This is a genomic window from Agrococcus sp. GCM10030265 (assembly GCF_042666675.1).
Taxonomy (GTDB): Bacteria; Actinomycetota; Actinomycetes; order Actinomycetales; family Microbacteriaceae; genus Agrococcus.
This window is the reverse complement of sequence record NZ_JBHTCZ010000002.1, coordinates 748190-771680: the sequence shown is the minus strand read 5'-3', so window position 1 is coordinate 771680 and position 23491 is coordinate 748190. Positions and strand designations below refer to the sequence as shown.

The 23491-nt window shown below is 72.9% G+C and carries 19 protein-coding genes; 11 read left to right on the top strand and 8 right to left on the bottom strand.

Features of this window, described 5'->3' with window-relative positions:
* Positions 1 to 57: 57 nt before the first annotated feature.
* Both ACFQPP_RS07915 and ACFQPP_RS07910 read right to left on the bottom strand, forming a co-directional pair.
* Positions 58 to 3888: a multifunctional oxoglutarate decarboxylase/oxoglutarate dehydrogenase thiamine pyrophosphate-binding subunit/dihydrolipoyllysine-residue succinyltransferase subunit gene (locus tag ACFQPP_RS07915; protein WP_376916021.1), complete on the bottom strand. Its 3831-nt coding sequence runs from the start codon at positions 3886 to 3888 to the stop codon at positions 58 to 60.
* Positions 3889 to 3964: 76 nt separating this feature from the next.
* The gene (locus tag ACFQPP_RS07910) at positions 3965 to 4471 is read right to left on the bottom strand and encodes an HNH endonuclease (protein ID WP_376916020.1); all 507 of its coding nucleotides are present in this window, start codon (positions 4469 to 4471) and stop codon (positions 3965 to 3967) included.
* A 139-nt stretch (positions 4472 to 4610) separates the two neighbouring features.
* Between ACFQPP_RS07910 and ACFQPP_RS07905 the strand changes: the two genes are divergently transcribed.
* The 5 genes from ACFQPP_RS07905 (at position 4611) to ACFQPP_RS07885 (ending at position 11322) form a co-directional block, all read left to right on the top strand.
* A complete protein-coding gene (locus ACFQPP_RS07905) occupies positions 4611 to 6161 on the top strand; it encodes a bifunctional 3'-5' exonuclease/DNA polymerase (RefSeq protein WP_376916019.1) in 1551 nt (516 codons plus the stop codon).
* Positions 6162 to 6217: 56 nt separating this feature from the next.
* Positions 6218 to 7654 (top strand): GuaB1 family IMP dehydrogenase-related protein, encoded by a 1437-nt coding sequence (locus ACFQPP_RS07900; RefSeq protein WP_376916018.1) that lies wholly within the window; start codon positions 6218 to 6220, stop codon positions 7652 to 7654.
* Positions 7655 to 7787: 133 nt separating this feature from the next.
* Entirely contained in the window at positions 7788 to 9110 is a 1323-nt protein-coding gene (locus ACFQPP_RS07895; protein ID WP_376916017.1) for a hemolysin family protein, read from the top strand.
* Complete coding sequence (locus ACFQPP_RS07890) at positions 9107 to 10144, top strand: hemolysin family protein (protein WP_376916016.1); 1038 nt, start codon at positions 9107 to 9109, stop codon at positions 10142 to 10144. Before ACFQPP_RS07895 ends, ACFQPP_RS07890 begins: the two co-directional genes overlap by 4 nt.
* A 65-nt stretch (positions 10145 to 10209) precedes the next feature.
* The gene (locus tag ACFQPP_RS07885; RefSeq protein ID WP_376916015.1) at positions 10210 to 11322 is read left to right on the top strand and encodes a glycosyltransferase 87 family protein; all 1113 of its coding nucleotides are present in this window, start codon (positions 10210 to 10212) and stop codon (positions 11320 to 11322) included.
* Here ACFQPP_RS07885 and ACFQPP_RS07880 read toward each other — a convergent pair whose 3' ends face one another.
* The 3 genes from ACFQPP_RS07880 to ACFQPP_RS07870 all read right to left on the bottom strand — a co-directional run bounded on the left by ACFQPP_RS07880 (position 11323) and on the right by ACFQPP_RS07870 (position 15139).
* Positions 11323 to 12519, bottom strand: a complete 1197-nt coding sequence (locus ACFQPP_RS07880) for a homoserine O-acetyltransferase (protein WP_376916014.1) — start codon at positions 12517 to 12519, stop codon at positions 11323 to 11325.
* A 113-nt stretch (positions 12520 to 12632) separates the two neighbouring features.
* The gene (locus ACFQPP_RS07875) at positions 12633 to 13940 is read right to left on the bottom strand and encodes a bifunctional o-acetylhomoserine/o-acetylserine sulfhydrylase (protein ID WP_376916013.1); all 1308 of its coding nucleotides are present in this window, start codon (positions 13938 to 13940) and stop codon (positions 12633 to 12635) included.
* Positions 13941 to 13996: 56 nt separating this feature from the next.
* The gene (locus tag ACFQPP_RS07870) at positions 13997 to 15139 is read right to left on the bottom strand and encodes an acyltransferase family protein (protein WP_376916012.1); all 1143 of its coding nucleotides are present in this window, start codon (positions 15137 to 15139) and stop codon (positions 13997 to 13999) included.
* Between the two features lie 65 nt (positions 15140 to 15204).
* On the opposite strand from ACFQPP_RS07870, the gene ACFQPP_RS07865 reads away from it, so the two are divergent.
* Both ACFQPP_RS07865 and ACFQPP_RS07860 read left to right on the top strand, forming a co-directional pair.
* The gene (locus tag ACFQPP_RS07865) at positions 15205 to 15975 is read left to right on the top strand and encodes an SDR family NAD(P)-dependent oxidoreductase (RefSeq protein WP_376916011.1); all 771 of its coding nucleotides are present in this window, start codon (positions 15205 to 15207) and stop codon (positions 15973 to 15975) included.
* A 46-nt stretch (positions 15976 to 16021) separates the two neighbouring features.
* Positions 16022 to 16933, top strand: coding sequence for a DMT family transporter (locus tag ACFQPP_RS07860; RefSeq protein ID WP_376916010.1), 912 nt, complete (start codon positions 16022 to 16024; stop codon positions 16931 to 16933).
* A gap of 78 nt (positions 16934 to 17011) precedes the next feature.
* Here the strand turns inward: ACFQPP_RS07860 and ACFQPP_RS07855 are convergent, their stop codons facing one another.
* On the bottom strand, positions 17012 to 18478 hold the full coding sequence (locus ACFQPP_RS07855; RefSeq protein WP_376916009.1) for an MFS transporter: 1467 nt from the start codon (positions 18476 to 18478) through the stop codon (positions 17012 to 17014).
* A gap of 66 nt (positions 18479 to 18544) precedes the next feature.
* Here ACFQPP_RS07855 and ACFQPP_RS07850 point away from each other — a divergent pair, with 66 nt between their 5' ends.
* Genes ACFQPP_RS07850 through mutM form a run of 4 tightly spaced genes read left to right on the top strand, consistent with a single transcriptional unit; the run spans position 18545 to position 20859 of the window.
* Positions 18545 to 19096, top strand: a complete 552-nt coding sequence (locus ACFQPP_RS07850; protein WP_376916008.1) for a YceD family protein — start codon at positions 18545 to 18547, stop codon at positions 19094 to 19096.
* Between the two features lie 2 nt (positions 19097 to 19098).
* Positions 19099 to 19302: a 50S ribosomal protein L32 gene (gene rpmF / locus ACFQPP_RS07845; RefSeq protein WP_092506169.1), complete on the top strand. Its 204-nt coding sequence runs from the start codon at positions 19099 to 19101 to the stop codon at positions 19300 to 19302.
* Positions 19302 to 20006: a ribonuclease III gene (gene rnc, locus ACFQPP_RS07840; RefSeq protein ID WP_376916007.1), complete on the top strand. Its 705-nt coding sequence runs from the start codon at positions 19302 to 19304 to the stop codon at positions 20004 to 20006. The genes rpmF and rnc overlap by 1 nt, the downstream gene beginning before the upstream one ends.
* Positions 19999 to 20859 carry a bifunctional DNA-formamidopyrimidine glycosylase/DNA-(apurinic or apyrimidinic site) lyase gene (gene mutM, locus ACFQPP_RS07835; protein WP_376916006.1) on the top strand — a complete coding sequence of 287 codons (861 nt, stop codon included), beginning with the start codon at positions 19999 to 20001 and terminating at the stop codon, positions 20857 to 20859. Before rnc ends, mutM begins: the two co-directional genes overlap by 8 nt.
* Before the next feature lie 35 nt (positions 20860 to 20894).
* Here mutM and ACFQPP_RS07830 read toward each other — a convergent pair whose 3' ends face one another.
* The gene (locus ACFQPP_RS07830; RefSeq protein ID WP_376916005.1) at positions 20895 to 22292 is read right to left on the bottom strand and encodes an aldehyde dehydrogenase family protein; all 1398 of its coding nucleotides are present in this window, start codon (positions 22290 to 22292) and stop codon (positions 20895 to 20897) included.
* Between the two features lie 10 nt (positions 22293 to 22302).
* Positions 22303 to 23403 (bottom strand): GNAT family N-acetyltransferase, encoded by a 1101-nt coding sequence (locus ACFQPP_RS07825; RefSeq protein ID WP_376916004.1) that lies wholly within the window; start codon positions 23401 to 23403, stop codon positions 22303 to 22305.
* Positions 23404 to 23491: the final 88 nt, after the last annotated feature.

Below are 23491 nucleotides of genomic sequence, written 5' to 3'. Positions count from 1 at the left end.
GACGAACGAGAGGGCCCCGGCGACCATCGGTCGTCGGGGCCCTCTCGTTCACGCGACTCAGGCGCCGAGCGCCTCGTCGAGGATCTGCGCGAGCTCGGCTGCCGAGCGCTTCGGCGATCCCGTCGCGGGGCTCGCCGACGCGCGACGACCGATGGCACGCAGCGTGCGACCGTGGTGCAGGTGGCGCGGCAGCTCGAAGTGCACCGACGGCCACGCGCCCTGGTTGAGCGGCTCCTCCTGCACCCACACGAGCTCGGCGCCGTCGTAGCGGTCGAACGCGGCGTTGAGCGCGTCGACGTCGAGCGGGTACAGCTGCTCGAGGCGCACGAGCGCGACGTCGTCGATCTCGCGCTTCGCCATCTCCGACGCGAGGTCGTAGTGGATCTTGCCCGAGTGGATGAGCACGCGGCGCACCTTCGACGCGTCGACCTTCGCGTCGTCGATCACGGGCTGGAACGTGCCCGACTCGAAGTCCTCGACCGGACTCACGGCGTCGCGCAGACGCAGCATCGCCTTCGGCGTGAACACGATGAGCGGCCGGCGCGGACGCTGGTACGCCTGTCGACGCAGCAGGTGGAAGTACGACGCCGGCGTCGACGGCCGCGCGACGATCATGTTCTGCTCGGCCGACATCTGCAGGAAGCGCTCGATGCGCGCCGACGAGTGGTCGGGGCCCGCGCCCTCGTAGCCGTGCGGCAGCAGCAGCGTGAGGGACGAGAACTGGTTCCACTTCTGCTCGGCCGACGACAGGAACTCGTCGACGACGATCTGCGCGCCGTTCACGAAGTCGCCGAACTGCGCCTCCCACAGCACGAGCGCGTCGGGGCGCTCGACCGAGTAGCCGTACTCGAACGCCATGGCGGCGTACTCCGACAGCAGGGAGTCGTAGATCGACAGGCGCGCCTGCTCCTCGGAGAGGTTCGCGAGCGGCAGCCACTCCTGGCCGTTGACCTTGTCGTGCATGACGGCGTGGCGCGACACGAACGTGCCGCGGCGGGCGTCCTGACCCGCCATGCGCACCGTCGTGCCCTCCATGAGCAGCGATCCGAGCGCGAGCAGCTCGCCGAAGGCCCAGTCGATGCCGCCGTTGCGCGACATGTCGAGACGCTTCTTCAGCACCTGCTGCACCTTGGTGTGCACCGTGAAGCCCTCGGGCGCGTTGGCGTGCGCGTCGCCGATCGCCTCGATCGCGGCGCGCGAGATGCCGGTGTCGGAGGGCGTGCCCACCATCGTGGCCTCGGGCGTCGGCGTCGGGATGGGCATCGAGCCCGTCGCGGCCGCGTGCGTCTCCATGAAGGCGCGCTCGAGACGGTCCTGGAAGTCCTTCTGGGCCTCCTCGTACTCGTCCTCGGTGATGTCGCCACGGCCCACGAGGTTCTCGGCGTACAGCGTGCGCACCGAGCGCTTGCGCTCGATGAGCGAGTACATGAGCGGCTGCGTCATCGTGGGGTCGTCGCCCTCGTTGTGCCCGCGGCGGCGGTAGCAGACGAGGTCGATGACGACGTCGTGCTTGAACTCCTCGCGGTACTGGAACGCGAGCTCCGCCACGCGGACCACGGCCTCCGGGTCGTCGCCGTTCACGTGGAAGATCGGCGCCGAGATGGCCTTCGCGATGTCGGTCGAGTAGATCGACGAGCGCGACTCGGACGGCGGGGTCGTGAAGCCGATCTGGTTGTTGACGACGAGGTGCACCGTGCCGCCGGTGGCGTAGCCGCGCAGCTGCGAGAGCTGCAGCGTCTCGAACACGACGCCCTGGCCCGCCATGGCGGCGTCGCCGTGCACGAGCACGGGCAGCACCGAGCGACGACCGTCGCCGATGCGGTCCTGCTTCGCGCGGGCGATGCCCTCGAGCACGCCGTTGACCGCCTCGAGGTGCGAGGGGTTCGCCGCGAGGTACACGGGGATCTCGGAGCCGTCCGCGGCCACGAAGGTGCCCTCGGTGCCGAGGTGGTACTTCACGTCGCCCGAGCCCTGCATGACTGCGGCGCCCTCGAACTCCTGGAAGATCTGGCCGTACGTCTTGCCAGCGATGTTCGTGAGCACGTTGAGGCGGCCGCGGTGCGGCATGCCGATGACGACCTCCTCGAGGCTCGCCTCCGCCGCGCCCTGGATGAGGGCGTCGAGGAACGCGATCATCGACTCGGCACCCTCGAGCGAGAAGCGCTTCTGGCCGACGTACTTCGTCTGCAGGAAGGTCTCGAAGGCCTCGGCCTCGTTGAGCTTGCGCAGGATGCGCATCTGCTCGTCGTGCGTCGGCTTGACGTACGGCACCTCGAGGTGGTCCTGGAACCACTTGCGCTGCGCCGGGTCGGCGATGTGCATGTACTCGACGCCCATGGTGCGGCAGTAGGTGTCGCGCAGGACGCCGAGCACGTCGCGCAGCTGCGCCGAGCGGCGCCCGCCGAAGCCGCCGGTGACGAACTCGCGGTCGAGGTCCCAGAACGTCAGGCCGTGCTGCTCGATCTCGAGGTCCGGGTGCGTGCGCTGCACGTACTCGAGCGGGTCGATGTCGGCCATGAGGTGGCCGCGCACGCGGAAGGCGTTGATGAGCTGCGCGACGCGCGTGCTCTTCGAGAGCTCGTCGGCCTCGTGCACCGAGACGTCCTGCGACCAGGAGATCGGCTTGTAGGGGATGCGCAGGTCGGCGAAGATGCCTTCGTAGAAGCCGTCGCGGCCCTGCAGCAGGCCCTGCACGATCTTCAGGAACTCGCCGGAGCCGGCGCCCTGGATGACGCGGTGGTCGTACGTCGACGTCAGCGTGATCGTCTTGCCGATGCCCGCGTCGGAGAGGCGCTCCTCGCTCGCGCCCTGGAACTCGGCGGGGTAGTCGAGCGCGCCGGCGCCGATGATGCATCCCTGCCCCTGCATCAGGCGCGGCACCGAGTGCACGGTGCCGATGCCGCCGGGGTTCGTGAGCGAGATGGTCGTGCCCGCGAAGTCGCCGGCCTCGAGCTTGTTCGCCCTGGCCTTCTTCACGAGCTGCTCGTACTCGCCGATGAACTCGGCGAAGTCCATCGTGTCGGCCTTCTTGATGCTCGGCACGAGCAGCGCGCGCGTGCCGTCGGGCTTCGGCATGTCGATCGCGATGCCGAGGTTGACGTGCGGATGCGCCACGAGCGACGGCTTGCCGTCGACCTCGGCGTACGAGACGTTCTGGCTCGGGAAGGCCTTGAGGGCCTGCACGAGCGCGTAGCCGATGAGGTGCGTGAACGAGATCTTGCCGCCGCGGGTGCGCCGCAGGTGGTTGTTGATCACGATGCGCTGGTCGATCATGAGCTTCGCGGGCACGGTGCGCACCGACGTGGCGGTGGGCACGGACAGCGAGAGGTCCATGTTGTGCGCGAGCGCCTTCGGCATGCCGCGCAGCGGCGTCACCGTGGGCTCGTCGGCCTGCTCGGACGCGGCCTTGGCGTCGCCCTTGTCGCGATCGGCGGGCACGGGGGCCGGCTTCGCGGGGGTCTTCGTCGTGCGCGCGGCGATCGTGCCGTCGGGCCGCGACGCGGGCTTCGTCGGCGCCGGGGGCGCAGGCGGTGCCGACTGCGCGGGGGCGGCCGGCGCGTTCGCGGATGCCGCGGGGGCGGCGGAGGGCGCCGTCGGGGCGGGTGGAGCCGGTGGAGCGGATGGCGGGGCCTGCGGGGCGGGAGGCGCGGCGTGCCTGCCGCCTCCGCCTGCGGGGCCGTCGCCCTCAGGCACCGGGGGTGCCGCCGTCGTGGTGGTGGTGCCGCCCAGCTGCGCTGCGTAGCGCTCCAGGATCGGCCACCAGGACGAGGCCACCTTCGACCTGTCCTGCTTGAAGAGCTCGTACTGCTCCTCCACCAGCCATTCGTTCGCTCCGAAGTCGCTGCTCGCGGCTGCCACGGATCCTTCGCCTCTTCTCACCGGGGGCATGCTTGCGTGTCGGTCATCGACACCGTCGTCCATCCTACGCGCCGATGTCGGAGGCGGGCGCGTTCTGGAGGTTCCGTCAACCTCCGATGCCGAGCGCCGCGAGGTCGACGCCCGCTGCCTCGACCGCGAGCATGATGACCTCGCGGCGCCAGACGACGCGCGGCTCGAACTGCAGCGGCATCGACGCCTCGGTCGGCGTGCGGCTGCCCTTGCGGCCGTTGCAGTCGACGCATGCCGCGATGGTGTTGAGCCACGTCGACCCGCCGCCGCGCGACGCGGGCTGGATGTGGTCGATGGTCGAGCCGTGCCCGCCGCAGTAGGCGCAGCGGCGGCGGTCGCGCTCGAGCACGCCGCGGCGCGTCCACGGCATCCGGTCGTACATGCGCGTGTGCGGCACGGCGACGTAGTCGTTGAAGACCACGACCTTCGGCACGGGCATCTCGAAGCTCTCGGAGCGGATGGTGCCCTCGGAGGCGAGCATGATCTGCGCGCGCTCCTTCACGACGAACGCGACCGCGCGCTGCAGGGAGGCGACGCCGATCGGCTCGAGCGTCGCGTTCAGCACCACGACCTGGGCCTGCATCGCGTCCTCCTTGACCCCATGGTGCACCACCGGGGCGCGTCGCGCATGGGTTCGGGCGCATGCGTTCACCGCGCGTTCAGCGTGCGTGCACGCCGGAGGGGTTCCCGCGGGCGTCGGCGGTCGGCCGTAGCGTGGTGCCGTGGATGCGGTGATCGCGCCGGTCGGCGACGCGTGGGAGGTGGCGCTCGTCGCCGACGGCGCGACGGTGCGCGAGCGCCGCATCGTCGACGACGTGGCCGCCGCCGTGGCGGTGCTCGAGCCCGAGCGACCGCGATGGGTGTGGCAGGACTCGTCGCGCGTCGTGCCCGTGCTGCTCGCGTCCGGCGTCGCCGTCGAGCGCGCGCGCGACCTGCGGCTGTGCCACCGCATCCTCGCCGACGCGGGCCGCATGCCGATCGAGGCGCGATGGCTGCGCAGGCTGCGCGCACCCGACGGCGCGCTGTTCTCGCTCGACGACGAGCCCGAGCCCGTCGACGCGCTCGCGGCCGAGCTCGCGAGGCAGGAGGCCGCCGTCGGCGACGACGCATCGCTGCGGATGCTGCTCGCCGCCGAGTCGACGGGCGCCCTCATCGCCGAGGAGCTGCTGCACGCGGGCCTGCCGTGGTCGGCCGCCGAGCACGACCGCCTGCTCGTCGAGGCGCTCGGCCCGCGCCCCGCCTCGGGCAGGCCGGCGCGGCTGCAGGCGCTCGCCGACGAGGTCGACGCCATCCTCGGGCAGCACGTGAGCATCGACTCCGCGCCCGAGCTGCTGCGGGCGCTGCGCGGCGCCGGGCTCGACGTGCGCTCGACGTCGCGATGGGAGCTGCGCGAGGTCGACCACCCCGTCGTCGCGCCGCTCACGGCGTACAAGCGGCTGCATCGGCTGTGGACGGCGAACGGCTGGCAGTGGGCGGACGAGTGGGTGCGCGAGGGCCGCTTCCACGCCGAGTACGTGCCCGCGGGCGTCGTGACGGGCCGCTGGGCGACGGCGGGCGGCGGCGCGATGCAGATCGCGAGGCAGGTGCGCGGCGCGATCGTCGCCGATCCCGGGTGGCGGCTCGTCGTCGCCGACGCCGCGCAGCTCGAGCCGCGCGTGCTCGCGGGCATGGCGCGCGACGAGGCGCTCGCCGAGGCGGCCGTCGGCGACCTCTACGAGGGTCTTGTGGATGCGGGGGTCGTGGAGTCGCGGCCGCGAGCGAAGATCGCGATGCTCGGCGCCCTCTACGGCGCGACCTCCGGCGACTCCGGCCGGCTCGTGCCCGCCCTGCGCCGCGCGTACCCCAAGGCGATGCACGCGGTCGACGAGGCGGCGGCGACGGGGGAGCGCGGCGGCGTCGTGCGCACCTGGCTCGGCCGCACGAGCCCGCCGATGCCGCCCGCATCCGCCGACGTCGCGGACCGCGACGCCGTCACCCGCGAGCGCGCGTGGGGCCGCTTCACCCGCAACTTCGTCGTGCAGGGCTCCGCAGCCGAGTGGGCGCTGTGCTGGATGGCGCTGCTGCGCCGCAGCCTGCGGGCAGCGGGCGGCGAGCTCGTGTACTTCCTGCACGACGAGGTGATCGTGCACGCGCCCGCCGAGCGCGCCGACGCGATCGCCGACGAGATCCGCGCAGCCGCCGCCGGCGCGGGCCGCATGCTCTTCGGCACCTTCCCCATCACCTTCCCCGTCGAGGCGCGCGTCGTCGGCGACTACGCGTCCGCCGACGACTGAGCACGCCGACGGCGGACACGGCGGCGACGCCTGCGCGGGCCGCGTAGCGTGGAAGCATGCGCTTCCTGCAGCCGCCGCCGCCGCACGACCTCACCTACTCGGACGTCTTCCTCGTGCCGAGCCGCTCCGACGTCGGCAGCCGCATGGCCGTCGACCTGTCGCCCGACGACGGCACGGGCGCGACGCTGCCGATCGTCGCCGCGAACATGAACTCCGTCACGGGCCCGCGCCTCGCCGCGACGCTCGCGCGACGTGGCGGCCTCGCGGTGCTCACGCAGGACTTCGACCTCGACGACACGATCGCGTCGATCGCCTGGGTGAAGGAGCAGCCCGTCGACCTGGCGTCGGCGCAGCTCGCGACCGAGGACGAGCTCGTCGCCGACGTGCTGCTGCGCGTGCCCGCGGTCGAGGGCCACGGCATCGTCGTCGTGCGCGACGGCGCCTACGTCGGCGCGATCGGCGCGCCGCGACTCGGTCACGCGCTGCCGGATGCGCGCATCGGCGACCTGCTGCACGGCTCCGTCGAGCCGCTGTCTCCCGCCGACGTCGCAGACCCGCGCGCCGCGTTCGACGCGGTGCGCGCGGCGGGCGTGGAGTTCGCAGCCGTCGTCGACGACGCGGGCCGCGTGCTCGGCACCGTCAGCCCTCGCACGGCCCTGCGCGGCGCGCTCTACCGTCCCGCCCTCGACGACGCCGGACGCCTGCGCGTCGCCGTCGCCGTCGGCATCAACGGCGACCCCGCCGCGAAGGCGCGCGCGCTCGTCGACGCCGGCGCCGACGTCGTCGTCATCGACACGGCCCACGGGCACCAGGGCGGCATGCTGCGCGCCATCGAGGCGGTGCGCGGCGCCGTCGACGTGCCGATCGTCGCGGGCAACGTCGTCACGGCATCCGGGGTGCGCGACCTCGTGCACGCGGGCGCGTCGATCGCGAAGGTCGGAGTCGGCCCCGGCGCCATGTGCACGACGCGCATGATGACGGCCGTCGGCCGCCCGCAGCTCTCGGCCGTGCTCGAGACGGCGGAGGAGGCGATCGGCCTCGGCGCCCGCGTCTGGGCCGACGGCGGCGTGCGCTACCCGCGCGACGTCGCGCTCGCGCTGGCCGCCGGCGCGTCGAGCGTCATGATCGGCTCGTGGTTCGCGGGCACGATCGAGGCGCCCGGGCGCGTCCAGCGCGACGAGCGCGGCCGGCTGTACAAGGAGTCGTGGGGCATGGCGTCGACGAAGGCGGTCGAGGGCCGCTTCGGCGACCTGCCGGCGTTCGAGCTCGCGACGAAGACCCTCTTTGCCGAGGGGATCTCGTCGTCGACGATCCTGCTCGACCCGAACCGGCCGAGCGTCGAGGACCTGCTCGACATGATCACGTCGGGCGTGCGCTCGTCTGCCACCTACGCCGGTGCGTCGTCGATCGTCGAGTTCCGCGAGCGCGCGGTCGTCGGCGTGCAGTCGGCCGCGGGCTACGAGGAGGGCAAGGCGCTGCCCGTGTCGTGGTGACACGAGGTGCCACGCGCAGGGTGGGCGGCTCCCGCTGGCAGTACGATGCTGCGGTGAGCGACGAGCACCATAGTCCCTGGGGCATCCGCCCCAGCCCCCGTCACCGGGACGGCATGTCGATCGGCCCCCGCCGATGATCGAGCAGCTGCCCTGGCTCTTCATCCTGATCGGCGTCGTCCTCACGGTCGGCACCGGCTACTTCGTCGCGAGCGAGTTCTCCCTCGTCAACCTCGACCGCTCCGAGCTCGAGGCCCAGCAGGAGCGCGGCGAGGGCAGCCACGCGGGCGTCATCGCGGCGCTGCGGCAGACGTCGACGCACCTGTCGAGCGCGCAGCTCGGCATCACGCTGACGACGCTGCTCACGGGCTACACGATGGAGCCTGCGATCTCGCACCTCCTCGCACCCGTGCTCGAGGGATGGGGCATCCCGGTCGAGATCGCCCCCGGCATCTCGCTCGCCGTCGCGATCGTCATCGCGACGCTGCTGTCGATGATCGTCGGCGAGCTCGTGCCGAAGAACTTCGCCCTCGCCGTGCCGCTGCGCACCGCGAAGATCGTCACGCCCTTCCAACGTGCGTTCACGTTCGTCATGAAGCCCGCGGTGCTGCTGCTCAACGGCTCGGCGAACGGCATCCTGCGCTCGATCGGCATCGAGCCGAAGGAGGAGCTCTCGGGCGCTCGCACCGCCGACGAGCTCTCGTCGCTCGTGCGCCGCTCGGCGTTGGAGGGGCTGCTCGACGCCGACCAGGCGACGCTGCTCTCGCGAACGCTGCGCTTCTCGGAGCTCACGGCGGGCGACGTCATGACGCCGCGCCCTCGGGTCGAGGCGATCGACCGCGAGCAGACGGTGGCCGACGTGCTCGCGCTCTCGCGCCAGACGGGCCTCTCGCGGTTCCCGGTGTTCGACGAGGACCTCGACCGCGTCGTCGGCATCGTGCACGTGAAGCAGGCGGTCTCGGTGCCGCGCGAGCGCCGCGGCGACGTGCCCGTGCTCGCGATCGCAGAGGAGCCCCACCGCGTGCCCGAGACCGTGCACCTCGATCAGCTGCTCTCGGACCTGAAGGAGCGCGGCTACCAGATGGCGATCGTCGTCGACGAGTACGGAGGCACCGCGGGTCTCGCGACCCTCGAGGATCTCGTGGAGGAGATGGTGGGCGAGGTGAGCGACGAGCACGACCGCCTGCGCCCCGACATCGTGCACGCGCCGGGATGGGTCGCGTTCCCCGGGCTGCTGCGTCCCGACGAGCTGCGCGACCGCGCCGCGGTCGAGATCCCCGACGAGGGGCCCTTCGAGACCGTCGCAGGCTTCGTCGTCGCCGAGCTGGGACGCTTGCCCGTCGTCGGCGACGAGGTCGCCATCGACGGCGGCGTGCTGCGCGTCGAGCGCCTCGACGGCCGCCGCATCGACCGCATCCGCTACGTCGCGGTCGACGACGCCGAGGGGGTGGCGCGATGAGCTCCGACTGGTTGGGCCTCGTCTGGCTCGTGGTGCTGCTCGTCGTCAACGCGTTCTTCGTCGGCGCCGAGTTCGCGGTCATCTCCGCGAAGCGCTCGCAGGTCGAGCCGCGCGCCGAGCGCGGCTCGCGCGCCGCCAGGATGGCGCTGTGGGCCATGGAGCACGTCTCGCTCATGCTCGCGATGTGCCAGCTGGGCATCACCGTGTGCTCGCTGCTCATCCTGCTCGTGAGCGAGCCGGCCATCCACCACCTGCTCGCGATCCCGCTCGGCGCCGTCGGGCTGCCCGAGATCGCCGTCGACGGCATCGCGCTCGGCCTCGCGATCCTCATCGTCACCTACCTGCACGTCGTGTTCGGCGAGATGGTGCCGAAGAACGCGGCCTTCACGCTGCCGACCGCTGCCGTGCTGCTGCTCGCGCCGCCGCTCGTGCTCATCTCGCGCGTGTTCAAGCCCGTCATCTGGGTGATGAACTGGGTCGCGAACCACATCCTGCGCCTCTTCGGCGTCGAGCCGAGGGACGAGGCGGCGAGCGCCTTCACGCTCGACGAGGTCGAGACGATCGTCGAGACCTCGAAGCGCGAGGGGCTGCTCGTCGACCCGACGGGCGCGATCTCGAAGATGTTCGAGTTCACCGAGCGAACGGTCGGCGACGTCGCGATCCCCGTCGACGGCCTCGTGACGCTCACGGAGGACGCGACGACCGACGACGTCGAGGCGGCCGTGCGCGAGCACGGGTTCTCGCGCTACGTCATCGTCGACGCCGAGGGCGAGCCGACGGGCTACATCCACCTGAAGGACGTGCTCGGCCCCGACGACCCGACGCAGCCCATCCCGGCCAAGCGCATCCGCCAGCTCGCGTCGCTCTACGCGGGCGGCGAGATCGAGGATGCGATGCAGCGCATGCGCTCGTCGGGCGCGCACGTGGCGCGAGCGTTCGACCAGTCCGGCGCGACGACGGGGGTGCTGTTCCTCGAGGACTGCATCGAGGAGCTCGTCGGAGAGGTGCGCGACGCCACGAGGCGGCTCAGCTGACCGGCGTCGCCGCCCTGCGGTCGCGATGGCTGCTGTGGGGTGCGTTCGCCGCGGTCCACGGGCTCGTGGCGCTGCTGAACCACCCCGAGATCTCGTCGACGTACGGCGACGTCCGCAGCGTCTACCCGTGGTGGGTGTCGCGCGCCGAGCAGGGCGAGGTCGTCGGCATCGACGTGCCGTGGGTGTACCCGATCCTCGCGTGGCTGCCGATCGCCGCGTCGGCCGTCGCGGGCACGGGGATGCTGCCCGCGGTGTGGCTGCTCGTCGTGACGGCGCTCGACGCCGCCGCGTTCTGGCTGCTGCTGCGGCACGCTCGCGGCGTCGCGCCGGCGTGGACGTGGCTGGCGCTCATGGCGCTGCTCGGGCCCATCGTCGTCGGGCGCATCGACTCCATCACCATGCCGATCGCGGTCGCAGGCGTCGTCGCGACGTGGTCGTCGAGGCCGGTGCTCGCTGCCGTCGCGTTCACGGTGGGGGCATGGACGAAGGTGTGGCCGGGCGTGCTGTGGCTCGCGCAGCTCGTCGTGCGGCCCGGCCGGCTCGCGACGCTCTCGGCGGGCGCCGGCGTCACGGCCGCGGTGATGCTCGTGGCGCTCGCGCTCGGCGCGGGCGGCAACGTGCTGTCGTTCGTGACGTGGCAGGGCGACCGCGGCCTGCAGATCGAGGCGGTGCTCGCCACGCCGTTCCACTGGATGCGCGCCCCGCTCGGCTACGACGACGTGCAGCTCACGTACCAGCTGCAGACGGATGCGGCCGACGCCGTGGCCGCGGCCGCGACGCCGGTGCTCGTGGTGCTCACGGCGCTCGTCGCGCTGCTCGGCGTGCTCGCCGTGCGGCGCGGCGTCGAGCGCGACGCGGCGGGCGCGTGGCTCGCGACCGCGCTCGTCGCGGGCCTCGTCGTCGCGAACCCCGTCGGCTCGCCGCAGTTCGCGATCTGGCTCGTGGCCCCCGCGCTGCTGCTCGTCGGCGTCCGCGCCTGGGAGGGCGTCGCCGTCGTCGTCGTGCTGTGCGGGCTCACGCAGCTGTGCTACCCGTGGCTGTACGGCGAGGTCGTGCGGCAGGAGGCGATCGGCGTGCTCGTGCTCACGGTGCGCAACGCGGGGTACGTCGTGCTGCTCGCGCTCGCGGCGTGGCGCCTCGCGCGGCTGCCGCGCGCCGCGGCGATCGCGCCCGCCTGATCAGCCGACGAGGTCCGCGAGCAGCGCGCCCACGGCATCCGTCTCGATGAGGAAGCCGTCGTGGCCGAACTCGCTCTCGAGGATCACGGGCTCGGCGCCCGACACGGAGGTGCGCAGGCCGGCGGCGATGCGTCGCTGGTCGGCGACGGGGAAGAGCCGGTCGGAGTCGATGCCGACCACGAGGGTCTCGGCCGTGACGCGCTCGAGCGCCGCCTCCACGCCGCCGCGCCCGCGGCCGAGGTCGTGCGACGACATCGCGAGCACGAGACGCACGTAGCTGCCGGCGTCGAAGCGCCGCGTGAAGCGGTTGCCGTGCACGTCGAGGTACGACTCCACCTGGTACCGACCGCCGTGGTCGGGGTCGACGGACGACTGCCATCCGCGCCCGAAGCGGCGGTTGAGCTCGTCCGGCGAGCGGTAGTTCACCATCGCCATGCGACGCGCCAGGGCGAGACCCCGATGCGGGCCCTGGCCGTCCGGCTGGTCGTAGTAGTGGCCGCCGAGCCAGTGCGGATCGGATCGGATGGCCTCGAGCTGCAGCCCGTTGAGGGCGATCTGGTCGGCGCTCGACATGGCGGGCGCCGCGAGCACCGCCGCCTTTCCGAGGCGCTCGGGATGCGTCGCCGCCCACTCGAGCACGTGCATGCCGCCCATGGAGCCGCCGACGATCGCGTGCCAGCGCTCGATGCCGAGATGGTCGGCGAGCAGTCGCTGCGCCTCGACCTGGTCGCGGATGGTGACGCGCGGGAAGCGCGAGCCCAGCTCGCGTCCGTCGGGGCCGATCGTCGCCGGTCCCGTGGAGCCCTGGCAGCCGCCGAGCATGTTGGGTGCGACGACGAACCAGCGGTCGGTGTCGAGCGCGAGCCCCGGCCCCACGACGCCCGCCCACCATCCGCTCGTCGCGTGACCAGGTCCCGCGGACCCGACCACGTGGCTGTCGCCCGTGAGGGCATGGGGCACGAGGATGGCGTTGTCGCGCGCGGGGGAGAGCGTGCCCCACGTCTCGAAGGCGACGACGACCGAGGGGATCGTCGCGCCGTGCTCGGTCACGAGGTCGCCGATGCGGGCGAAGCGGCGGTCGCCGGGGTCGTCGCCCGGCCGCCAGGCGCCCGTGACCGGGACGGGGGTGGGGTCGAGCAGCAGGTGGGCGGGCACGCGCGCCGAGGGCTGCACGTCGTCGCTGAGCTGCCAGTCCATGCATCCATCCTCGCGTGCGTCGCGTCCGTGTTACGACGCGGGTCGCGCGGCTGCGCGGCGATGCGACGGATGCCCCGAGCCCGCCGGTGGGCTCGGGGCATCCGCCGCGTGGCTCAGGCGGCTGCGCGGTTCGTCGCCTGCACGGCCTCGAGCCCTGCGGAGAGGTCGGCGATGAGGTCGTCGACGTTCTCGATGCCGACCGAGAGGCGCACGAGGCCGGGCGTGACGCCCGTCGTCAGCTGCTGCTCGGGGGTCAGCTGCGAGTGGGTGGTGGATGCGGGGTGGATGACGAGGCTGCGCACGTCGCCGATGTTCGCGAGGTGGCTGAACAGCTGCAGCGACTCGACGAACGCGCGTCCCGCCGCGACGCCGCCGACGAGCTCGAACGAGAGCACCGCGCCGACGCCCTTCGGCGCGTAGCGATCCGCGGCGCCCTTGTAGGGGCTCGAGTCGAGGCTCGCGTAGTTGACGCTCGCGACCGCGGGATGCGCCTCGAGGAAGTCGGCGATGCGCTCCGCGTTCTCGACGTGGCGCTCGATGCGCAGGCTCAGCGTCTCGAGGCCCTGCAGGATCTGCCACGCGGAGTCGGGCGAGATGGAGGCGCCGATGTCGCGCAGCAGCTGCACGCGCGCCTTGATCGCGTACGCGATCTCGTCGCCGACGGCCTCCGTGAACACGGCGCCGTGGTAGCTCGGGTCGGGCTGCGTGAGGCCGGGGAAGCGGTCGGAGCGCGACCATGCGAACCGGCCGCCGTCGACGATGACGCCGCCGATGACGGCGCCGTGGCCGCCGATGAACTTCGTCGCGGAGTGCACGACGATGTCGGCGCCGTGCTCGAGCGGCCGGATGAGGTACGGCGTCGCGATCGTGTTGTCGACGATGAGCGGCACGCCAGCCTCGTGGGCGACGGAGGCGACGCCGGCGATGTCGAGGATGTTGATGCGCGGGTTGCCGATCGTCTCGGCGAACAGCAGCCTCGTGTTCGGGCGGATGGCGCGGTGCCACTCGTCGAGGTCGTCCTGGTCCTCGACGAACGTGACCTCGATGCCGAGCTTCGCGAGCGTGTACTTGAAGAGGTTGTAGGTGCCGCCGTAGATCGACGTCGAGGAGACGATGTGGTCGCCCGCCTGCGCGATGTTCAGCACCGCGAACGTCTCGGCCGCCTGCCCGGACGACACGAGCAGCGCCGCCGTGCCGCCCTCGAGCGCGGCGATGCGCTGCTCGACGACGTCCTGCGTGGGGTTCATGATGCGGGAGTAGATGTTGCCGAACTCGGCGAGGCCGAAGAGGTTCGCAGCGTGCTCGGTCGAGTTGAACACGTACGAGGTCGTGCGGTAGATCGGGGTGACGCGCGCGTTCGTCGTCGGGTCGGGCTGCGCACCCGAGTGCACCTGCTTGGTCTCGAACTTCCAGTCGCTCATGGCTGCCTCCGTGGGGCCGTCGTTGGCTCGAGGGTAGGGATGCGGCGGGCGCGGGCTCAACGCCCGGCGTCACCATCCGTCACAGTCGTCGGGGGCTGCGGCGACGCAGGAGCCGTCTGCGAGCGCGCTGCCTCGTCGTCGCGCTCGCGCGGCCTGCGCACGAGCCAGCCCACGTTCGGCTCGACGAGCCAGCGCGTCGCGGCCCGCACAGGCGTCGTCGAGAGCGCCATCGTGAGGAGGAGCCCGCCTGCGATCGTCGCGGGCGTCGCCCACCACTCGCCGGCCACGTCGCGCAGCCAGTCGAACTCGCGCGGCCAGTAGAGCACGAACGTGTGGAGGAGGTAGATGGACATCGTCGCGGCGCCCCACGCGGTGAAGGGCGTGGCGCGGCGCGGCACGAGCACGAGCGCCGCGGCGATGAGCATCGTCGTGACGACCATGATCGCGAGGCGCACGGTGCCGTAGTACCAGGCGACGCCGCCCTCGCCGATCTCGGGCACCTCCGCGTAGGCGCGGTCGAGGAAGAGCCAGTGGCGGATGGACAGCTCGCGCCACAGGTCGGGGAGCAGCGCGACGACGGCGCCGACGAGCGCGAAGGCGGCGACGGCTGCGACGCGCGGCCACAGCGTGCGCGTCGTCGCGAGCCAGCGCCGCACGAGGTCGCCCTTGCGCAGCTCCCAGCCGAGCACGAAGAACGGCAGCATCTGGATGGCGCGCATCGCGGAGAACGTCTGGTCGACGTCGTCGAAGTAGCCGATGAGGATGGCGAGCAGCGTGACCCACACGAGCGGCCATCGCAGCCGCGCGAGCACGGGCAGGACGACGCGGAAGCCCGCGAGCGCGAGCAGGAACCACAGCGTCCACGACGGGGTGACGGGGTTGAACGACCACGTGCCGCTCACGAGCGCCTCGACGATCGACCAGATCGTCTCGAAGACGACGTAGGGCACGATGAGGTCGCCAATGACGCGCCCGTACTGCTTGGCGCCGGGCTTCTCGGTCGTGAAGTAGCCGGAGATCACCCCGAAGAACGGCATGTGGAACGCGTAGATCACGAGGTACGGCACGAGCGCGACGTCGCTGTCGAGCGCGATGGGCTGGATGGCGTGGCCGACGACGACGAGCGCCATCGCGAGCCACTTCGCGTTGTCCCAGTAGGGGACGCGGCGCTTCGCCCTCGGCGCCTTCGTGTCGGTCACGGCACCATCCTGGCAGCGCAGCGCCTCGGAGGCGGACGGCTCGCGACGCGTGGTTGCATGGGGGCATGGAGCAGCGGATCGTCGTCACGGGAGCATCGAGCGGCATCGGACGCGCGGTGGTCGAGCATGCGGTGCGGCGCGGCTGGCGCGTGCTCGCCGTCGCGCGTCGCGAGGAGCGCCTCGCGTCGCTCGCACGTGCCACGGGGTGCGAGACGCTCGTCGCCGACCTCACGTCGGACGACGACGTCGCACGGCTCGTCGAGGCGGCGGAGGCCCTGGGCGCCAACGGGCTCGTGCACGTCGCGGGTGGTGCGCTCGGCGTCGGCTCGGTGGCCGAGACGACGCTCGAGGACTGGCAGGGCATGTTCGACATGAACGTGCTCGCGACGAAGCGCCTGCTGACGGGGCTGCTGCCGCAGCTGCGACGCTCGACCGCGGGTGGCACGTACGCGAGCGTGCAGGTCGTGACCTCCATCGCGGCCACGACGCCCTACGCGGGCGGCTCCGGCTACAACGCGGCCAAGGCGGCCGAGCGCATGCTCGTCGACGTCCTCCGCCTCGAGGTGCACGGCGAGCCCATCCGCGTCATGGAGGTGCTGCCCGGCATGGTGCGCACCGAGGAGTTCTCGCTCGTGCGCTTCAAGGGCGACCAGGCGAAGGCAGATGCCGTCTACGACGGCGTGCAGGATCCGCTGACGGCCGACGACGTCGCGCAGGTGATGACGGACGCCCTCGCGCTGCCCGGTCACGTCTCGATCGACGAGGTCGTCATCAAGCCCGTCGCGCAGACGCATCCCTGGATGGTGCATCGCGGGCCGCTCCAGGCCAAGTCCTGACGGGTGGATGCCCCGTGACGTCGGTGGTGGCCGACACGATGGGGGCGTGACCTCCTCCGCGTCGAAGCCGCTCGTCCTCGTCGCCGCGTCGGTGACCGTGCTGCTGTGGGCCTTCGCCTTCGTGGCCATCCGGGCCGTGGGCGACGAGCTGTCGCCCGGTCCGCTCGCGCTCGTGCGCCTCGCGTCCGCCATGCCGGTGCTGCTCGTCGTCGCGCTCGTGCTGCGGCCCGCGTTCCCGCGCGGCCGCGGCCTGCGGCTCGTGCTCGGCTACGGCGTCGCCTGGTTCGCCGCGTACACCGTCGTGCTCAACTGGGCGGAGCACCACCTCGACGCGGGCACCGCGGCGATGCTCGTGAACGTCGCGCCGCTGCTCGTGGCGGTCGTCGCGGGGCTCGCCTTCGGCGAGGGCTTCCCGCGGCCGCTCGTCGTGGGGCTCGTCGTCGCGTTCGCCGGCGTCGTGCTCATCGCGCTCGGCTCCGGGGGCGCGCCCACGATCGACGGCCTGGGCATCGCGCTCGGGCTCCTCGCCGCCGTGCTCTACGCCGCGGGGGTCCTGACGCAGAAGGTCGCGCTGCGCACGGTCGAGCCCGTGGCCGCGACGTGGGTGGGCTGCGCAGCGGGGCTCCTCGCGACGCTGCCCTTCGCGCCGCAGGCCGCCGTCGAGCTCGGCGCGGCGTCGCCGGGCGCCATCGGCGCCGCGATCGCGCTCGGCGTCGGCTCCACGGCCATCGCCTTCTCGACGTGGGCGTACGTGCTGCAGCACTCCGGCGCGGGGCCCGCCGCCGCGACGACGCTCGTCGTGCCCGCGCTCGCGACCCTCATCGCATGGCTCGCGCTCGGCGAGGTGCCGACGGTGCTCGCGATGGTGGGTGGTGCGCTCGCCCTCGGCGGCGTGACGATCTCGAGGCTCAGGCCGCGGCGGCCGCGCGAGGTCGTCGCCGAGGTCCCCGCCGCCTGACGATGGGGCGCGAGCAGGGGCGTCCCGAGCCGAGGGGGTCCGTGCGCGGCGGCTGCGGGCTGCGTGCTCGATCGCGCGTCAGCGACCCGGGGATGCGGCCGGCGGCTCGGCGACGGCCTCGACGCCGGGCTCGGGGTCGGCGAACGCGAGCCTCGGCACCGCCACGAGCGCGACGGCTGCGACGAGCGCGGTGACGCCGCACACGGCCCACACCGTCAGGTAGCCGCCGATGCTCGCCGCCGTGCCGATCGCGCCCGCCGCGAGCACGACCGCGAAGATCGAGGACGCGAACGACCCGCCGATGGTCTTCGTCGTGTTCGTGAGGGCCGCGGCGACCCCGGTCTGCCCGCGCGGTGCGGCGGCGGCGGCGGCGGCGGGCATCGCGCCGACGAGCGCACCGCATCCGACGCCCGCGACGACGAGGCACGCGAGCACCTCCGCGAGCGAGCCGTGGAAGGGCAGCAGCGCGAGGTAGCCCACGCCGACGAGCAGCGCGGCCGCGATGAGCAGCGCACGCGGCCGGATGCGCCGCGACAGCACCGCGAGCAGGACGGCGCCGACGACGAGCGCCAGCAGGTAGACGCCGATCACGATCGAGCGGCCGCTCGCGTCGAGGCCGAGCCCGTAGCCCACGTCGTCCGGATCGGTGCCCGCGTAGGTCGCGAGCGGCGTCTGGGCGCCGAGCAGGCTCACGCCCACGAGGCCGGCGGTGAGCTGCACGGGCCACATCTCGGGCCTGCGCAGCACCCGCAGGTCGATGGCCGGGTCGGGGCGGCGCAGCACCCAGCGCCCGAACGGCAGCACGAGGACGAGGCCCGCGGCGACGAGCAGCCACGGCAGCGGCGAGCCGGGCTCGGCGAGCCTCAGGAAGGTGAGGCCCGACGTGACGGTGAGGAGCGCGAGCGCGAGGAGCGAGAAGCCGACGGCGTCGAGCGAGCGGCCGGGCAGCGGCTCGGACTCGGGCACGCCGAGCCAGATGGCGGGCAGCAGGAGCGTCACGAAGACCGCCGGGACGAGGAGCGTCGGCGCCATCGCCTCGCCGAACGCCGCGTGGGCGCGGGCAGCGCCGAGCGCGCCGAGGATCGCGCCCATCTCGAGGCCGACGACGAGGAGGCCCGCAGCGCGGCGCGTCTCCGACGCCGCACGCCCCGTGCGTCGCCCGCGGTCGAAGATGAGCGCGATCTCGAGCGGCAGCCACACGGCGTAGATGCCCTGCAGCGAGAACGCCAGCAGGTAGCTCCAGAAGTCGCCCGCGAACGCCATCCACCAGCTGGCACCCGCGACGACGACCGTCGAGCCGAGGAGCACGCGCTTGTGCCCGTGCATGTCGCCGAGCTTGGCGAGCACCGGCACCGACAGCGCCGACAGCAGCAGCTGGCCGGCCTCGAGCCAGTTGAGGTCGGCGTCGACGATGTCGAGGTGGCGGGCGATCTCGGTCGAGATCGTGACGTAGTAGCCCTGCAGCATCCCGCTCACGAGCTCGACGCAGACGAGCCAGCCGACGAGCGCGACCGGGATGGCGGTGCGCAGGCTCCCGGCTCTCATGCGCGCATCCTCGCACGGCGCGCGCCGAGGTCACGGGGAGGGCGCGCGACTTCGTAGACTGGAGGGGTGTCCGCACATGCAACGCCATTCCAGATCGGCATCCGCGATCTCGTCGGCAAGCCGGGTCAGATGCGCGAGCACGAGCTCGAGATCGCGTTCGGCGCCACGGTGGGCGAGGGCCTCGCAGCCGTCGCCGCGAGCGAGCCGCTCGTGCTCGACGTGCGCCTCGAGAGCGTCCACGAGGGCATCCTCGCGACGGGCTCGGCGAGCGTCACGGCCGATGCCGAGTGCTCCCGATGCCTTCGCCGCTTCCGCCTGCCTGTCGAAGTCGACTTCATCGAGCTGTTCGCGTATGATCGCTCGGAGGATTCCGAGTTCCAGGTGGTCGATGACGCCATCGACCTGGAGCCGGTCGTCCGGGATGCGGTGGTGCTGGCACTGCCGTTCAATCCCGTCGACCAGCCAGACTGCGCAGGTCTCGACCCCACCACGGGGGAGCGACTCGAGCCTGGGACGGAATGGAGTCCGCCCGAGCAGCTCGACCCGAGATGGGCTGCCTTGGCCGGACTCCTCGATGACGACGAGGGTGCGCAGACGCGCGCGCCCGAGAAGGAGTAGCCATGGCAGTTCCCAAGCGGAAGAAGTCGCGTGCCAACACGCACTCGCGCCGTTCGCAGTGGAAGGCCTCGGTCCCCACGCTCGTGAAGACGGTCGAGAACGGCCGCACGGTCTACAGCCTCCCGCACCGCGCCCGCGTGGTCGAGGACTCGGCTGGCACGCCCCTCTTCATGGAGTACAAGGGCCGCAAGGTCGCCGACGTCTGATGACGTCTGATCGGGTGGCAGCCCACGCCGATCTCCACGCCGAGCTCGGGGTCGACATCGACCCCGAGCTCCTGGCGTTGGCCCTGACGCATCGCTCCTACGCCTTCGAGCACGGTGGGCTGCCGACGAACGAGCGCCTCGAGTTCCTCGGCGACACGATCCTCGGCCAGGCCATCACGATCGAGCTCTTCGAGCGGCATCCCGAGCTCTCCGAGGGCGAGCTCGCGAAGCGCCGCGCCGGCGTGGTCTCGACCGTCGCGCTCGCAGAGGTCGCACGACGCATCGGGCTCGGTGCGCATCTGCTGCTCGGCCGCGGCGAGGAGACGACGGGCGGTCGCGACAAGTCGTCGATCCTCGCCGACGCGCTCGAGGCCATCTTCGGCGCCGCGTACCTGTCGCTCGGGCACGAGGCCGCGGCGGCGCTCGTGCTGCGCCTCGTCGGCCCGCTGCTCGACGACCCCGAGCGCTCGGGTGCCGCGCTCGACCCGAAGACGCATCTGCAGGAGCTGACGGCCCGCCTCCACCGCGGCAGCCCCGAGTACGCCGTCGACGCCGCCGGCCCCGACCACGCGCGGGTGTTCACGGCCACGGTGCTGCTCGACGGCGAGCCGGTCGCGACCGGCGAGGGCACGAGCAAGAAGGTCGCCGAGATGGCCGCGGCGCTCTCGGCGTGGACGCGCCTGCACGACGCCGTCGATGCCTGAGCTGCCCGAGGTCGAGGTCGTGCGCCTGGGCCTCGCGCCCGCGGTCGACGGGGCCGTCGTCGCCGGCGTCGAGGTGCTCGACGCCCGCTCCGTCGCGCGGCACGACGCGGGGCCCGTCGACTTCGAGGCGACGCTGCTCGGCCGCACGATGCTGGCGCCGCAGCGACGCGGCAAGTTCCTCTGGGTGCCGCTCGACGACGAGCGTGCCGTCTCGATCCATCTGGGCATGAGCGGGCAGGTGCTGCTGCGCGAGCCGGGCAGCCCGCTCGAGCGGCACACGCGCGTGCGGCTGCTGCTCGAGCATCCGCTCCACGGCCAGCTCGCCGTGCACTTCGCCGACCAGCGCATCTTCGGATCGATGTCGGTGCGTGCGCTCGTCGACGGCGTGCCCGATCACGCGGCCCACATCGCCCTCGATCCGCTGCACGCCGACTTCGACGCGGATGCGGTCGTCGCCCGGCTCCGCAGGCGCAGGCAGGGCGTGAAGGCGGCGCTGCTCGACCAGACCCTCGTCTCCGGCATCGGCAACATCTACGCCGACGAGGCGCTGTGGCGTGCGCGGCTGCACTACCTGACGCCCGCCGAGCGCCTGACGCGCGCCCGCGGACGCGAGCTGCTCGCCGAGGTGCAGGGCGTGCTCGAGCGCGCGCTCACCGAGGGCGGCACGTCGTTCGACGCGCAGTACGTCAACGTGAACGGCGAGTCGGGCTACTTCTCCCGCAGCCTGCGGGCGTACGGGCAGGCGGGGCGGCCGTGCGCGCGGTGCGGCACGACGATGGTGCGCGAGTCGTGGGCGAATCGCTCCTCGTACCGGTGCCCGCGCTGCCAACGCCGCCCGCGCGGGCTCGCCTGACGCGTCCGCCGCACGCCACGGCGCGGGCGCGCGCGTCAGCGCAGCAGCAGCCTGCGCACGACGGCGCGCTTGCCCGCCGTGATGGGAGGGAAGACGAGCGACATCGTCTCCGGGCGCGTCGGCTTCGCGAGCACGGCCTTCTCATGGCTGAACAGGTCGAAGGTGCGCCGCCCGTGGTACGCGCCGTGGCCGGACGAGCCGACGCCGCCGAAGGGCAGGCCTCGCACCATCACGTGGGCGACGGCGACGTTGCGCCCGAAGGCTCCCGACGTGGTCTCGCGCTCGAGGCGGTCGAGCACGCGTCGGTCGCCGGCGAACGCGTAGAGCGCGAGCGGCTTCGGGCGGTCGCGCTGCAGCGCGAGGAAGGCGTCGACGCCGTCGAGCGGCACGATCGGCAGGATGGGGCCGAAGGTCTCCTCGGTCACCGCGGGCGCGTCGGGTGCGACGTCGCCGAGCAGGGTGGGCGCGAGGTAGCGCGCGTCGCGGTCGACCTGGCCGCCGACGATCGCCGTGCCGTCGCCGAGGCGCTCGGCGACGCGATCGAGGTGCGCCTGCGACACCATGCGGCCGTAGTCGGGGGAGGTGCGGGGATCGGGATGCTGCTCGGCGAGCGCCGAGCGCAGCTCGGCGACGAGCGCGTCGCGCACGGGGGCGTCGACGAGGACGTGGTTCGGTGCGATGCACGTCTGGCCGGCGTTCAGCAGCTTGGCCCACACGATGCGTCGCGCCGCGACGGCGAGGTCGGCGCTGCGATCCACCCACACGGGGCACGCGCCACCCAGCTCGAGCACGGTGGGCGTGAGGTGCTCGGCGGCGGCGTGCGCGACGATGCGCGCGACGCGCTCGCCACCCGTGTAGAAGATGTGGTCCCAGCGCTGCTCGAGCAGGGCGGATGCGACGTCGGCGTCGCCCGTGACGACGCGCACGGCGCGCTCGTCGAGGTAGGCGGGCACGAGGCGCGCGAGCAGCTCGGCGGTCGCGGGAGCGAGCTCGGACGGCTTCATGACGACTGCGTCGCCCGCGGCGAGCGCGCCGACGACGGGCGCGAGCTGCAGCTGCAGCGGGTAGTTCCACGGCGCGATCACGAGGGCGACGCCGAGGGGCTCGGGGCGCACGAAGGCGGCGGCGGGCTGCAGTGCGAGCGGTGCGACGACGGGCCGGCGACGCATCCACCTCGCGACGCTCGCGCGAGCGTGCCGCGCCTCGTCGAGCACGAGCGCGACCTCGCTCACGTGCGTCTCGTTCGCGCTCTTGCCGAGGTCGGCGTGCAGCGCGCGCTCCCAGAGCGAGAGGTTCTGCGTCAGCATGCGCACGATGCCGTCGAGCTGCGCGCGTCGCCATGCGACCGATCGCGTGCGCCCGCTCGTCACCGCCGCGCGCAGGTCGGCGGCGAGGGTGGGCGAGACGGCGGGGGCGTGCTCGGTGGACGTCATGGCGACGACGCTATCCCGCGACGGCGGGCGCCGCGCCGCGCACGAGCTGCCAGGCCCCCTCGTAGCCGATCGCACGGAAGCCCAGGGCCTCGTTGACGCCGAGCATGGGCCGGTTCTCCTCCGCGTTCCACGTCATGACGCGGGCGCCGTGCGGCACGCGCTCCGCGAGCGCGAGCAGGTTCGCGACCTTCACGAGCATCCCGAGCCTGCGACCGCGGTGGTCGCCGTGCACGAGCGTGTCGTGCTGGTAGACGGGACGCTCGGGGCTCGCGAGCACGAGCGTCGTGAAGGCCACGAGCGCTCCCGAGGCCTCGTGGATGGCGACGGAGCGCAGCAGCTCGCGGCCCCGTCGCTCCTCGATGGCCTCCACGCGCTCGACGCGCGCCGCATCCCACGCCTCCTCCTCGTGCTCGAGGCCGGCGGCCGGGGCATCGGTCGACATGCGCTGGTGCAGGCCGGCGAGGTCGTCGAGCAGGTCGGGCGGCGTCCTGCCGACCCAGGAGCGGATGGCGTAGCCGCGGGCGTGGGGGAGGGCGGCGTCGCGCAGGCGCTCGAGGTCGGCGAGCGCGTCGTCGAGGCGCAGCTCGCTCATGCGCTCGACCTGCTCGAGCGCGAAGCCGAGGGACAGGAGGAAGCGCACCTCGCTCGCATCGCGCGGCACGCTGCCGAAGCCCGTGGGCGCCTCGAGCGCGGGCCCCGGGGCTGGGCGGTGGTCGACCCACGACTGCACCGTCGTGCGACCGTCGGCGTCGAGGATGCGCTCGACGGCGCGCCAGACCGCGGTGCCCACCCCTCGGCGACGGGCCTCGGGCAGCACGAGCACGTCGGTCTGCGCGACGTGCAGCGCCTCGTGCCGCGACAGGCTCACGAACCCGCGCGCGACGAGGCGGCCGTCGAGCCAGCCGCCGAGGTACGCGATCCGCTCGTCGTCCTGGCTCGATGCCGTGCCGTACGCCTCGCGCGTGGTGATCGCATGCGTCGCCGCGTCGCCGTCCCACGTGTGCGCCATGACGGCGTTGCGCACGGCGACCATCTCGGCGAACGTCGCCCACTCGGCCGTGCCGTCCTCGTAGCCGGCGGGCACCGCGATCTCGCGGACCTCGATCGTCATGATCGCCCTCTCGCCGCACCGCGGTCGCAGGGCAGCCTCACAGGCTAGCGCGGCTCGCCTGCATGGCGGCACGCCCGCGTGTCGCTAC